We start from the raw sequence: 12,680 nt of genomic DNA on the forward strand, positions 1-12,680 counted from the left end.
CAACACCTTGGGATCAGTGGTCGTAATCGCCTTGTGAACGAACGAACCCTTAGGTCCCATCCGCGGCGGAAAAGGCCGAGCCGCCGTCACAGCGGGAGTAGGCCTAGGCGCTAGGGCAGTCACTGATCCTCCTGAAGATGCGTCCCATCCCGATCGACAAGCGGGACGTCCTGGTGTCTTGCGCTATTCGAATCCTAGACCGTGCACTCCGAGCCTGACCAACCCGGTCCTACCGTGTGTCGTATTCGGCTCCCGCACCAGCTGGGCGGCGTCGAACGACCAGCGAGACCGGCGATTCGAGGAGCGGTCGATCTTCTTCGATAGGGTATGACGGCATCCCGACTCCCGTAAGGAACATCCGAGTTGACCAAGACGTCTCAGGCGCGCACCGCTGCCCTTGCGATCGTGGTGACAGCACTGACGCTCGCATCCGGATGTTCGGACACCGCGTCCTCCGAGGACAACGCGTCGACCATCGTTCGGAGCACCACCAACATCGCCGGAGCCGGCGTCGTCGGCAACGACCGCGACACCGTCGGGCTGTGCCCGGCTCCTGCACCCCTGGATCCGACGGGCATCGACGGTGACACCCGCCCGGTCGGTCACAGCGAGGGCATCACGGACGTGCCGGCGGACCCGATGCGCGTCGTCGTACTGGACGCGGCATCACTGGACGCCACCTGCGCGCTCGGTGTCTGGGAACGCGTCGTCGGCGCAGCTCCGCTCGATCCCGACTTCCGCGGCGACGGCGATCAGGAGCTGTACCTGGGCACCGGAATCACGCAGATCCCGTCGGTCGGGGCCGTGGGCTCACCGGACATCGACGCCATTGCAGGCCTCTCCCCCGACCTGATCATCGGAGCGGATTCGCTGGGACCGGACATGTACGAGGCACTCGGCGACATCGCGCCGACCGTCTTCACCAGCACCGACCAGGGATGGAAGGGCGCATTCCTGCAATCGGCCGCTGCACTGGGGCGGGGCGGGACCGCGTTCGACGAACTGGCCCGCTTCACGGCGGACGCCGAGCAGGTCGGCCGGGACGTCAACGCCCAGCAGACGCAGGCGTCGGTCGTGCGGTTCCTCCCGGACTCCTTCTCCACCGACGCACCCTCGACGTTCGCGAGCTCCGTTCTCGCGGAGATCGGCGTGCAAAGGCCTCCGACGCAGGTCGACGCCACCGCCACCGGATCGGCCGAAGACGTCGCCGCCGCCGAAGGCGACATCGTCTACGTCCGCTTCGACGGCGACGCCGGGGAGGACTACGGCACCTCGGTCATGACCGGAGAGGCGTGGGAGGACCTGGGCTCGGCGAAGGACGGACGCATCTTCGTGGTCAACGACACCGTGTGGTCGGGCAGCGGACTGGTCGCCGCCCGCACGATCCTCGCGGACGTCACCAACTCCCTGAACGCGTACGTGTCCTGACATGCCGATCCCCGAATTCGTCCTCGCTCTCCGCGACAAGGTCGGCACGTCACCGCTCTGGCTGTCCGGCGTCAGCGCCGTCGTGATCTCCGACGGCAAGGTTCTCCTGACCCAGCGGCGGGACAACGGAAAATGGGCCGTCGTCTCCGGCATCCTCGAACCCGGCGAAGAACCCGGACCGGCCGCCCTCCGCGAAATCCGCGAGGAAGCCGGCATCGACGCCGAACTCGTCCGCCTCACCGGCGTCGACGTCACCGAGCCGATCACCTACCCCAACGGTGACGTCGCCCAGTACCTGGACATCACCTTCCTCGCCCACCACACCGGCGGACACGCACACGTCGCCGACGACGAAAACCTCGCCGTCGCATGGTTCGACCCCGCCGAACTCCCCGACAACCTCGCCGACACCTCGCGTCTGCGCATCCACCACGCTCTCGGCGACAACGCCGAAGCCTGGTTCCGGCGCTGAGCCGCCTCCTCCCCCACCCCCTTTCGGGACCGAACGTGACGTTCGGTCAGTCTGACTGACCGAACGTGACGTTCGGTCACTCCAAGTGACCAAACGTCACGTTCGGTGCGACGGCGGCGCGGAATGTGATATCACTTTAGTATCACTACTGAGAGGGAGGCCATTGTGACTGGACCATCGACTGTTGCCGAGAAACCGACGGGTGCTCCGACGACGACGATTGCCGAACGGCCGGGGTGGGATCTGCCGGGGTGGTCGATGCTCGGGGTCGGGCTCGTTCTTTTCCTGGGAGGTATTGCGGCGTTCGTACTCGGCCTCGTGTTCACCGTTGTCCCGCTGGCTGTCGTCGGCGCTGTGTTGTTCGTCGTGTCGCTTCCCGTTCTTGCGGGTTTGACGTTGGTGCAGCCGAATCAGGCTCGCGTGCTTCAGCTCTTGGGAAGTTCGTACAGCGGAACGCTCCGCACGCCCGGCTTGCGCTGGACAAATCCGTTGACGTACCGCAAGGCCATTTCGACGCGAATTCGCAATCACGAGACGGGACAGTCGAAGGTCAACGACGCAGACGGCAACCCGATCGAGATCTCGGCGATCGTGGTGTGGCAGGTGGCGGACACCGCGCTCGCGTCGTTCCAGGTCGACGACTACGAGGAGTTCGTCGCGGTGCAGACCGAGTCGGCGGTCCGGCATATCGCCGGTAGCTACCCGTACGATGCCGAGGGTCGAATGTCGCTGCGCGAGAACGCCGACGAAATCACCGGCGCGATGAGCGAGGAAGTGCACGCACGGGTTCGATCGGCGGGCGTCGAGGTGATCGAGACGCGGATCAATCGACTTGCGTACGCCCCGGAGATCGCGCAGGCGATGCTGCGTCGTCAGCAAGCAGGTGCTGTCATCGCTGCACGTCAGCAGATTGTCGAAGGCGCGGTGGGCATGGTCGAGATGGCGCTCGCGAAGCTCGAGGACAAGCACGTCGTCGAGTTGGACGAGGAACGGAAGGCCACGATGGTGTCCAACTTGCTCGTCGTGCTGTGCAGTGACCGCGACACACAGCCCGTGGTGAACACCGGATCGCTCTACCAGTAATCCGATGCCCGTCGAACGCAAGAAGCTTCTGCTCAGACTCGACCCTGCGGTGCACGACGCGCTTGCCCGCTGGGCCTCCGACGAGCTCAGGAGCACGAATGCGCAGATCGAGTTTCTGTTGCGTCGCGCTCTGACCGAGCAAGGACGGATGCCGAAGGACGCGGAAACGATGCGGAAGCAGGGCAGGCCCCCCGGCTCGTAGCCGGAGGGCCTGCGCTGTCGAACAGGATCAGAAGTCCCAGTCCTCGTCTTCGGTGTTGACTGCTTTGCCGATGACGTAGGACGACCCGGAACCGGAGAAGAAGTCGTGGTTCTCGTCGGCATTCGGGGAGAGTGCGGACAGGATCGCCGGGTTGACGTCGGTCTCGTCCTTGGGGAACAGGCCTTCGTATCCGAGGTTGTTGAGAGCCTTGTTCGCGTTGTAGCGCAGGAACTTCTTGACGTCCTCGGTCAGACCGATCTCGTCGTAGAGGTCCTGCGTGTACTCGACCTCGTTGTCGTACAACTCGAACAACAACTCGAACGTGTAGTTCTTGAGGTCTTCGCGCTCGGCTTCGGTGACCTTTTCGAGGCCCTTCTGGTACTTGTACCCGATGTAGTAGCCGTGCACGGCCTCGTCGCGGATGATCAGGCGAATGAGGTCGGCCGTGTTGGTCAGCTTCGCCCGTGAGGACCAGTACATCGGCAGGTAGAAGCCCGAATAGAAGAGGAACGATTCGAGAAGCGTCGACGCGACCTTGCGCTTGAGCGGGTCGTCGCCCTTGTAGTAGTCGAGGACGATCTCGGCTTTGCGTTGCAGGTTCGGGTTCTCCTCCGACCAGCGGAACGCGTCGTCGATGTCACGCGTCGAGCTCAGCGTCGAGAAGATCGAGCTGTAACTCTTGGCATGGACCGACTCCATGAACGCGATGTTCGTGTAGACGGCTTCCTCGTGCGGGGTGACGGCGTCGGGGATCAGACTGACTGCGCCGACGGTGCCCTGGATGGTGTCCAGCAACGTCAATCCGGTGAACACACGCATCGTCAGCTGCTTCTCGACGGCGTTGAGCGTGCCCCACGACGGGATGTCGTTGGAGACGGGGACCTTCTCCGGCAGCCAGAAATTACTGGTCAGCCGCTCCCAGACCTCAGCGTCCTTGTCGTCCTGGACGCGGTTCCAGTTGATGGCGGAGACGCGGTCGATGAGCTTGATCTTCGCCCCGTCCGCGGGCGAGTGCGGTGCAGCAGTCATGGTGTCCTCTGGGTTCGAATCGGGTGAAGTTCAGCGGCCTCGGCCTACAGCATGCACGAAACGCAGCCCTCCACCTCGGTGCCTTCGAGTGCCATCTGACGCAGCCGGATGTAGTACAGCGTCTTGATTCCCTTGCGCCATGCGTAGATCTGCGCTTTGTTGATGTCACGCGTGGTGGCGGTGTCCTTGAAGAACAGCGTCAGTGACAGGCCTTGATCGACGTGCTGCGTTGCCGCGGCGTAGGTGTCGATGATCTTCTCGTACCCGATTTCGTAGGCATCCTGGTAGTAGTCCAGGTTGTCGTTGGTCAGGTAGGGCGCCGGGTAGTAGACCCGACCGATCTTGCCTTCCTTGCGGATCTCGATCTTGGACGCGACGGGGTGGATCGAGGACGTCGAGTTGTTGATGTAGGAGATCGATCCGGTCGGCGGAACGGCCTGCAGGTTCTGGTTGTAGATGCCGTACTGCTGCACCGACTCCTTCAGCGCGGACCAGTCGGCCTGCGTGGGGATGTGCACGTCGGCTTCCGCGAACAGAGACGCCACCCGAGCGGTACTGGGCTCCCACACCCGGTCGGTGTACTTGTCGAAGAACTCACCCGAGGCGTACTTGGATTCCGGGAACCCCTTGAAGTAGGTTCCGCGGTCCTTCGCGAGCTGGTTCGACGCCTGGATGGCGTGGAACAGCACGGTGTAGAAGTAGATGTTCGTGAAGTCGACGCCTTCGACGGAACCGTAGTGGATGCGCTCACGCGCGAGGTATCCGTGCAGGTTCATCTGGCCGAGGCCGATGGCGTGAGAGTCGTTGTTGCCCTGCTCGATCGACGGCACCGAGTAGATGTGGGTCTGATCGGACACGGCGGTCAATCCACGGATCGCGACGGCGATGGTTTTGCCGAAGTCCGGCGAGTCCATCGTCTTGGCGATGTTCAGCGAGCCGAGGTTGCAGGAGATGTCCTTGCCGACGTGACTGTAGGACAGGTCGTCGTTGAACAGCGACGGCGTCGAGACCTGCAGGATCTCCGAGCAGAGGTTGGAGTGGGTGATCTTGCCCTTCACCGGGTTCGCTCGGTTCACGGTGTCCTCGAACATGATGTACGGGTAACCGGATTCGAACTGGAGCTCGGCGAGTGTCTGGAAGAATTCGCGCGCCTTGATCTTGGTCTTGCGAATTCGCTTGTCGTCCACCATCTCGTAGTACTTCTCGGTGACGTTGATGTCCGCGAACGGGACGCCGTAGATGCGCTCGACGTCGTACGGGGAGAACAGGTACATCTCCTCGTTCTTCTTCGCCAGCTCGAACGTGATGTCCGGAATGACGATTCCGAGCGAGAGTGTCTTGATGCGGATCTTCTCGTCCGCGTTCTCGCGCTTGGTGTCGAGGAACTTGTAGACGTCGGGGTGGTGCGCGTGGAGGTACACCGCTCCCGCACCCTGACGGGCACCGAGCTGGTTGGCGTAGGAGAACGAGTCCTCGAGGAGCTTCATGATGGGAATGACGCCCGAGCTCTGGTTCTCGATCCGCTTGATCGGGGCGCCTGCCTCACGAATGTTACTGAGCAGCAGGGCAACACCGCCACCGCGCTTGGACAGCTGCAAGGCAGAGTTGATGGAGCGCCCGATGGACTCCATGTTGTCCTCGATGCGCAGCAGGAAGCAGGAGACGGGCTCGCCGCGCTGCTTCTTGCCCGAGTTGAGAAACGTCGGGGTGGCGGGCTGGAACCGTCCGGCGATGATCTCGTCGACCAGATCCGTCGCGAGCCTTTCGTCACCGGCCGCGAGGGTCAGAGCGACCATGCAGACGCGGTCCTCGAAGCGTTCGAGGTAACGCTTACCGTCGAACGTCTTGAGCGTGTAGGACGTGTAGTACTTGAACGCGCCGAGGAACGTCGGGAAACGGAACTTCTTCGAGTAGGCGTGGTTGATCAGGAACTTCACGAACTCGCGCGAGTACTGGTCCAGTACCTCGGGCTCGTAGTAGTTCTCCTCGACGAGGTAGTCGAGCTTCTCGTCCAGATCGTGGAAGAAGACAGTGTTCTGGTTGACGTGCTGCAGGAAGTACTGGTTGGCCGCCTCGCGGTCCTTCTCGAACTGGATCTCGCCGTTGGGACCGTACAGATTCAGCATCGCGTTCAACGCGTGATAATCCAGATCGCTGTCCGATCGAGCGGCGTTGACGGGTGCTACCTCGGTGATGGTCGGTGCCACGGCTTCGCTCCAGTTCCTTCTACATGTCGTGTGTTGTGTGCGCTGCGCTAGTGGACCTGCGCCGCGCGGCGGGATTCGCGCTCCCAGAAGTCCTCGAGACCCTCGCGGACTCGATGTACGTCTTCGGGAGTGCCCATCAGTTCGAATCGGTAGAGATACGGAACTGCGCACTTTTGCGAAATGACATCGCCTGCAAAGCAGAACGAATCACCGAAATTGGTGTTGCCGGCCGCGATGACCGCTCGGATCAGCGACCGATTGTGCTTGCGGTTGAGAAATTTGATGACTTGCTTGGGGACGTAGCTGGTATCGCGGCCCTCGAACGTCATCCCCCCGCCGTACGTGGGCACGATCAACACGTAGGGCTGGTCCACCGAGAAGTCCTCGGGGTTCTTGAGCGGGATGCGACTTGCCGGAAGCGCGAGCTTCGTGACGAACCGATGCGTGTTCTCGGATGCGCTGGAGAAGTAGACGATCGGATGCGTCGACGGCGGAGCGGGAGCGAAATTCACACCTGCTCATCTCCTCCTACGTCCGGAGCATCCTGAGTTCAAGCAACACTCGCCGTGAGTGCCTTGATGCGGTCGGGACGGAATCCGGACCAGTGGTCTTCACCGGCGACGACGACGGGAGCCTGGAGGTAGCCGAGCGCCATCACGTAATCACGAGCCTCGGCATCCTGCGAGATGTCGACGACGTTGTACTCGATGCCCTCTTTGTCGAGAGCGCGGTAGGTGGCATTGCACTGAACGCAGGCGGGCTTGGTGTAGACGGTGATGCTCATGATGTTCCCCTTTTCCGTACCGACCTCGGCCGACGATTCCGACGCCGAGCGGCAACCCGGGTCAGAGCAGTTTCGAGACGATTCACCGTGCTTCGAGCCCGTTTTCGGGGCTTCCTGCGTTGTGTCCTCTCGACTGCTCAGACACTACACCTTGTGTCCGACATATGCCTACAACACGAGATGTTGCGAACAACATCGTTGGTATTCGCTGGTCACAGTCTTGCCGACGAGCAAATCGTTCGGTCGCTGCGGCGTGTCGCGTGCGACACGCTTTCATGTCATGCGTCACATCGAAGACACGAACTCGTGGTGACCGAGAACAGCAAGCCGACACGCCGCACGCGAAGGGTGAAACAGTCCGGTTCGCACACGAGAAAGGCCCTCGGAGTCTTGTCGACTCCGAGGGCCTCTTCCGACCGCCCGTAGGCGCTGATGCGCCGTCGATCCGTCAGCGTTGGCGCGCCTTGAACCGCGGTTCCTTCTTGTTGATCACGAACACCTTGCCGTGACGGCGAACGACCTGGGCGCCCGGCTTGTTCTTCAGCGATTTCAGTGAGTTTCGTACTTTCATACGAAAACTCTACATGAAAACGATTCCCGTTACCGTAATCAGGCGGCGACGAGCTCGTCGGATGCCTTGACCAACTCCGCAACGACGGCGCCGATCTCGGCGGAGACCTCGGCGTTCTCGCGCGGGTGAGCAGTTCCGAACTTGTCGATGGTTCCGCCGATGGTGAGCTCGACGTCCTCGAGCACCTTGCCGCCCGCGATGCCGACGGCCTTGCGTGCATCGTCGTGCGCCCACTTGGCACCGTTACCACTCGGCGACGCGCTGATGACGGCGACCGGCTTCTTCGACACCGCACCGGCGCCGTACGGACGGGAGAGCCAGTCGATGGCGTTCTTCAGAACTGCAGGAATGGTGCCGTTGTATTCGGGCGTGACGAGCAGAAACGCGGTGGCCTTCTCCGCCGCTGCACGCAGCGCGAGTGCGGAGCTGGGAACTTTGCCGTCGACGTCGATGTCCTCGTTGTAGAACGGCACATCGGCAAGACCGTCGTAGACCACGGCCGAGGAGCCCTCAGGGGTCAGCGACGCCGCGGTATCGGCAATCTGCTTGTTGACCGAATCCGCGCGGAGACTTCCAACGAGAACGAGAACGTGTGCATCAGACATGAGTAATTCCTTCGAGTTCGAGTGTGCAGCCGGTGTTCGACCCAATTCTTACCACTCAAACGGACCGCGGTCCACTTCCATTCCCGAGCAGGTAGACTGTCCCTTGTGACCGATTTCATGCTGCCCATAGCCGGCGAGGAGACCGAGCGGTGCGACGCCGCGCGTAACCGGCGGCTCCTGCTGGACGCGGCATCGGAACTGGTCGCGACGGTCGGCGCCGACGCCGTGACCATGGACGGCCTCGCCGCCAAGGCGGGTGTGGGCAAGGGCACAGTGTTCCGTCGGTTCGGGAGTCGATCCGGCCTGATGCAATCTCTGCTCGATCACACGGAGAAAGAGCTCCAGCAGTCGTTCCTGTTCGGTCCCCCGCCGTTGGGCCCGGGTGCCGACCCGATCGACAGGCTCGTCGCCTTCGGCCGCGCTCGGCTGCAACTGGTGGAGGTTCAGGGCGAGGTCATGCGCGCGGCCGAGAACTCGGCCCTGGTGCGGTACTCCGCACCTGCTCACATGGTGAACTACACCCATGTGCTGACACTTCTGCGCAGCGCAGGCGTCGGCGGCGATCTGGAACTGCTGGCCTACAACCTGCTGACCCCACTCGAAGCGACACTGGTCATGCATCAGTTCCGCGATCTGGGTATGCCGATAGAACGGCTCGCCGACGGCTGGGAAGACCTGGTGCGCCGAGCCACCCGCTGACCGGCGAAAGTTCGCTCGCCGCCCCTAGAATGGCCGAATGTCACTACTACGCTCGGAACTTCGGACCCGCATCCTGCGTGAACTGGCGGTCCAGTCGTCGATCGACCCCGCGGCGGAGATCACACGCCGCGTCGATTTCTTGAAGGCCTATCTGCGCTCGAGCCCCGCGAAGGGATTCGTGCTCGGCATCAGCGGTGGTCAGGACAGCACCCTCACGGGCGCGCTCTGCCAGCGTGCCGCGGCCGAACTACGCAGCGAAGGCGCCGAGGCAGAGTTCGTCGCGGTGCGTCTGCCGTACGGAGTCCAGGCCGACGAGGACGACGCGACGACGGCACTGACCTTCATCGGTCCGGACCGGACGGTCACCGTCAACATCAAGGAGGCGTCCGACGCCTCGGCGGCTTCCGCAGCCGAGGCACTGGGCACGTCCGAGGTCCGAGACTTCGTGCGCGGCAACATCAAAGCGCGCCAGCGCATGGTCGCGCAGTACGCGCTCGCCGGGCAGTTGGGCTACGTCGTCGTGGGAACCGATCACGCAGCCGAGGCAATAACCGGATTTTTCACCAAGTTCGGAGACGGCGGTGTCGACATCACCCCGCTCACCGGCCTCAGCAAGCGCCAGGGTGCGGCATTGCTACGTGAACTGCGCGCACCGGAGAGCACGTGGAAGAAAGTGCCGACGGCGGACTTGGAAGACGACCGTCCTGCGCTCCCGGACGAGGAAGCACTCGGCGTCACGTACGCCCAGATCGACGATTATCTCGAGGGCAAGGATGTGTCCGACGAGGTCGCCGAGAAGTTGGAGCGGATGTTCCTCGACACCAGGCACAAGCGCGCCGTTCCGGTCACTCCGTTCGACGACTGGTGGACCACCGAGAACTGAAGGACGCTAACCGCCGGCGAACGGCGGCAGGACATCGACCCTGTCGCCGAGCGTCGTGCCCGCATCACGGGTCAGGTCGTCGCCGACGAGAAACGCCGAGACTCGCAGCACGTCGACCACCGAGCTTCCATGTCTTTGTTGCACAGCAGCTTTGAGAGCTGCAAGTGTGCTTCCGGCGGGAAGATCGAACGTTTCGTGCGCGCATCCGGCAGCGTCGGCTGCGCCGGCGAAGTACCTGACCTCAACCACCGATTGCTCCCATGCTCCGTGCAGGCGGTACGAAATCGGCGGCGTCGATGCCGTGGCCGGCCCACTTGTTCCACATCGCGCCGCGCCACAGCCGTGCGATCTCGTCATCGGTGGCGCCGCCGCGCAATGCTGCGCGAAGGTCGGTTTCCTCGTCACTGAACAGACACGACCGAACGGTGCCTTCGGCGGTCAACCGCGTTCGGTCGCAATCCGAGCAGAACGACCTGGTGACGGACGCGATGATTCCGACGGTGGCGGATGTTCCGCCTACCGCCCATTCCTCCGCGGGAGCCGACGGGTCTGCGCGACCGATTTCCGTCAGTTCGAACCGGGCCGACAGCACGTCGAGCAGGTGCTGTGCGTCGAGCATGTTCGCGCGCGCCCATTCCTGGTCCGCGTCCAGGGGCATCTGTTCGATGAAACGCAGTGCGACGCCCTCGTCGAGGCACCATTGCAGCAGGTCGGCTGCGCCGTGCAACGTTTCCGGCATCAGGACTGCGTTGATCTTCACCGGGTCGAGACCGGCGCGCCTGGCCGCGCGCACACCCGCCAGGACCGAGGGGAGCCGATCACGCCGAGTGAGCTCCGCGAAGTGGTGCCGGTCGATGGTGTCGAGCGAGACGTTCACCCGTCCGAGACCCGCGGCCACCAAGGAGTCGACACGGTGTTCGAGACCGACGGCGTTGGTGGTCATCGCCAGCGGCACGCCCGGCGCGGCGTCCGAACAGAGCTGGAGAATTTCCGCCAGATCCGCACGCATCAAGGGTTCTCCCCCGGTGAAGCGGACTTCCTCGACGCCGAGGTGCGAGGTGGCGACACCGACCACGCGGGCGATCTCGCTTGCCGTCAGCAGATTTCGAGCCTCGATGGCGGGCAGGCCGGATTCCGGCATGCAGTACGTGCACCGCAGCGAGCACTTCTCGGTGATGGACACTCTGAGGTCACGAGCGACGCGTCCGAATCTGTCGACGAGGACGGGAACGTCCGGCCGGTCCTCGACGGTGTCGGTCCTCGCCCGGCCGATCGAAGGGATTCCGAGCCCGACGGCACCGGTACCCACTGCATTGCCGACTGTCATGACCCTCCTTCGAATGTTCGGTGTCCGACTGTCCATCCTCCAGTATGCCGTCCGCCCGATTCTTCGTGCGATCCACCGAACATTCGCGCGACGGAGCGCGCATAGGATCGTGGAATGAGCAGGATCGTGGAATGAGCAGTGCTGGGCATGATGGATCACCGGATGGCGGCGGGCGGGCGCACCGTCCGAGCGCGGCGTCGGTGGAGGAACACCTCGCAGTCGTCGAAGAACTGTTGCGCCCGCTGCGCACCAGAACGCCTCTGTCCGTGTCGGTGGCCGACGCTCTCGGTCGCGTCGTCCACGCCGACGTCGTCTCCCCCGTCGACCTCCCGTTGTTCCGCAATTCGCAGATGGACGGATATGCCGTTCTCGCATCGGACGTCGCGGCGGTTCCGGTCACGCTGCGGGTCGACGGTGTCGTTGCCGCGGGTCCGTCGGAGATCGTCCGGATCGAGTCGGGGTCGGCAGTCAAGATCATGACGGGCGCGCCCGTGCCCGTCGGCGCGGACGCCGTCGTCCCCGTCGAGAACACCGAACGGTCAACGCCCACTGGTGATGCCGTGACCGTCACCGTGTCGAGGCAACCGGGTGACTACATCCGTGAGCAGGGCAGCGACATCACCGCGGGCACGATCCTGGTGCGGGCCGGGCAGGTCCTCGAACCGCGCCACATCGCGGTGCTCGCCGCGGTCGGCCTCGACAGCGTCGCCGTGGTTTCTCGACCCACGGTCGCGGTCATCACCACCGGGGCCGAACTGGTCGACGCCGGCAGCACCCTGCGTCCCGGCGAGATCTTCGATTCCAACGGGCTCACGCTGGCGGCTCACCTGCGGGCAAACGGCGCCGACGTCGTCTCCGTCCGCCGAAGCTCGGACGACCGGGGCGAGTTCGAGAAAATATTGTTCGACGCTGCCCGCGAAGCCGAACTCGTGATCACGTCCGGCGGCGTGTCGATGGGTGACTTCGAGGTCGTGAAGGATGTAGTGGGTCCGCTGGGTGGGCGTTTCGGCTCCGTGCGCATGCAGCCCGGTGGTCCACAGGGCGTCGCGACCATCGAGGGAACGCCCGTGCTCGACTTTCCGGGCAATCCGGTGAGCACGGTCGTGTCCTTTCTGGTCTTCGCGCGCAACATCGTGCGAGAGGCGGCAGGCCTGGATCGGATCGAGCCGCGGCCGGTCCCGCTGGCGCACTCGATCACGTCGATCCGCGGCAAGCGACAGATGCTCCGGGCGCGACTCGGCGACGACGGTGTCTCGTTGGTCGCCGGGCCAGGGTCACACCTCGTCGCAGCGATGGCGTGGGCCGACGTACTCGTCGACGTTCCCGAAGACACGACGGCCCTCGAAGCCGGTGAGAAGGTTCAGGTGATCCCGCTGTGACCACGTCCAAT

General features: G+C 63.7%; 15 protein-coding genes. 7 read left to right on the forward strand and 8 right to left on the reverse strand.

Translation table 11 applies throughout. The features are described 5' to 3' along the window. The first annotated feature begins 363 nt into the window (after positions 1–363). From CH289_RS25065 to CH289_RS25080, 4 genes are all read left to right on the forward strand, one after another. On the forward strand, positions 364–1,428 hold the full coding sequence (locus CH289_RS25065) for an ABC transporter substrate-binding protein (protein ID WP_020112060.1): 1,065 nt from the start codon (positions 364–366) through the stop codon (positions 1,426–1,428). 1 nt (position 1,429) lies between these two features. Then, positions 1,430–1,900, forward strand: coding sequence for an NUDIX hydrolase (locus CH289_RS25070; protein WP_019668015.1), 471 nt, complete (start codon positions 1,430–1,432; stop codon positions 1,898–1,900). A 165-nt stretch (positions 1,901–2,065) separates the two neighbouring features. Then, positions 2,066–2,983 carry an SPFH domain-containing protein gene (locus tag CH289_RS25075; protein WP_027498868.1) on the forward strand — a complete coding sequence of 306 codons (918 nt, stop codon included), beginning with the start codon at positions 2,066–2,068 and terminating at the stop codon, positions 2,981–2,983. Positions 2,984–2,987: 4 nt separating this feature from the next. Continuing rightward, complete coding sequence (locus CH289_RS25080) at positions 2,988–3,185, forward strand: type II toxin-antitoxin system antitoxin (RefSeq protein WP_020112062.1); 198 nt, start codon at positions 2,988–2,990, stop codon at positions 3,183–3,185. Between the two features lie 27 nt (positions 3,186–3,212). Here the strand turns inward: CH289_RS25080 and nrdF are convergent, their stop codons facing one another. The 6 genes from nrdF to CH289_RS25110 all read right to left on the reverse strand — a co-directional run bounded on the left by nrdF (position 3,213) and on the right by CH289_RS25110 (position 8,381). Continuing rightward, a complete protein-coding gene (gene nrdF, locus CH289_RS25085) occupies positions 3,213–4,214 on the reverse strand; it encodes a class 1b ribonucleoside-diphosphate reductase subunit beta (RefSeq protein WP_019668012.1) in 1,002 nt (333 codons plus the stop codon). A gap of 44 nt (positions 4,215–4,258) precedes the next feature. Next, positions 4,259–6,421, reverse strand: a complete 2,163-nt coding sequence (nrdE, locus tag CH289_RS25090) for a class 1b ribonucleoside-diphosphate reductase subunit alpha (RefSeq protein WP_019668011.1) — start codon at positions 6,419–6,421, stop codon at positions 4,259–4,261. A gap of 47 nt (positions 6,422–6,468) precedes the next feature. After that, entirely contained in the window at positions 6,469–6,933 is a 465-nt protein-coding gene (nrdI, locus tag CH289_RS25095; RefSeq protein WP_020112063.1) for a class Ib ribonucleoside-diphosphate reductase assembly flavoprotein NrdI, read from the reverse strand. 38 nt (positions 6,934–6,971) lie between these two features. Further along, positions 6,972–7,205: a glutaredoxin-like protein NrdH gene (gene nrdH / locus CH289_RS25100; RefSeq protein WP_019668009.1), complete on the reverse strand. Its 234-nt coding sequence runs from the start codon at positions 7,203–7,205 to the stop codon at positions 6,972–6,974. 448 nt (positions 7,206–7,653) lie between these two features. Then, on the reverse strand, positions 7,654–7,776 hold the full coding sequence (gene ykgO, locus CH289_RS25105; RefSeq protein ID WP_019668008.1) for a type B 50S ribosomal protein L36: 123 nt from the start codon (positions 7,774–7,776) through the stop codon (positions 7,654–7,656). A gap of 38 nt (positions 7,777–7,814) precedes the next feature. Then, on the reverse strand, positions 7,815–8,381 hold the full coding sequence (locus CH289_RS25110; protein WP_020112064.1) for an NAD(P)H-dependent oxidoreductase: 567 nt from the start codon (positions 8,379–8,381) through the stop codon (positions 7,815–7,817). A 105-nt stretch (positions 8,382–8,486) separates the two neighbouring features. Between CH289_RS25110 and CH289_RS25115 the strand changes: the two genes are divergently transcribed. After that, positions 8,487–9,080: a TetR/AcrR family transcriptional regulator gene (locus tag CH289_RS25115; protein WP_019668006.1), complete on the forward strand. Its 594-nt coding sequence runs from the start codon at positions 8,487–8,489 to the stop codon at positions 9,078–9,080. 37 nt (positions 9,081–9,117) lie between these two features. Next, complete coding sequence (gene nadE, locus CH289_RS25120) at positions 9,118–9,963, forward strand: ammonia-dependent NAD(+) synthetase (protein ID WP_019668005.1); 846 nt, start codon at positions 9,118–9,120, stop codon at positions 9,961–9,963. Between the two features lie 6 nt (positions 9,964–9,969). Here the strand turns inward: nadE and CH289_RS25125 are convergent, their stop codons facing one another. Next, positions 9,970–10,212: a MoaD/ThiS family protein gene (locus CH289_RS25125; RefSeq protein ID WP_019668004.1), complete on the reverse strand. Its 243-nt coding sequence runs from the start codon at positions 10,210–10,212 to the stop codon at positions 9,970–9,972. Beyond that, positions 10,205–11,290 (reverse strand): GTP 3',8-cyclase MoaA, encoded by a 1,086-nt coding sequence (gene moaA / locus CH289_RS25130; RefSeq protein ID WP_019668003.1) that lies wholly within the window; start codon positions 11,288–11,290, stop codon positions 10,205–10,207. Before moaA ends, CH289_RS25125 begins: the two co-directional genes overlap by 8 nt. 131 nt (positions 11,291–11,421) lie before the next feature. Here moaA and CH289_RS25135 point away from each other — a divergent pair, with 131 nt between their 5' ends. Further along, entirely contained in the window at positions 11,422–12,669 is a 1,248-nt protein-coding gene (locus CH289_RS25135; RefSeq protein WP_230594060.1) for a molybdopterin molybdotransferase MoeA, read from the forward strand. Positions 12,670–12,680 lie beyond the last annotated feature (11 nt).

Source organism: Rhodococcus sp. RS1C4, from assembly GCF_002258225.1.
In the GTDB taxonomy this organism is placed as follows: Bacteria; Actinomycetota; Actinomycetes; order Mycobacteriales; family Mycobacteriaceae; genus Rhodococcoides; species Rhodococcoides fascians_E.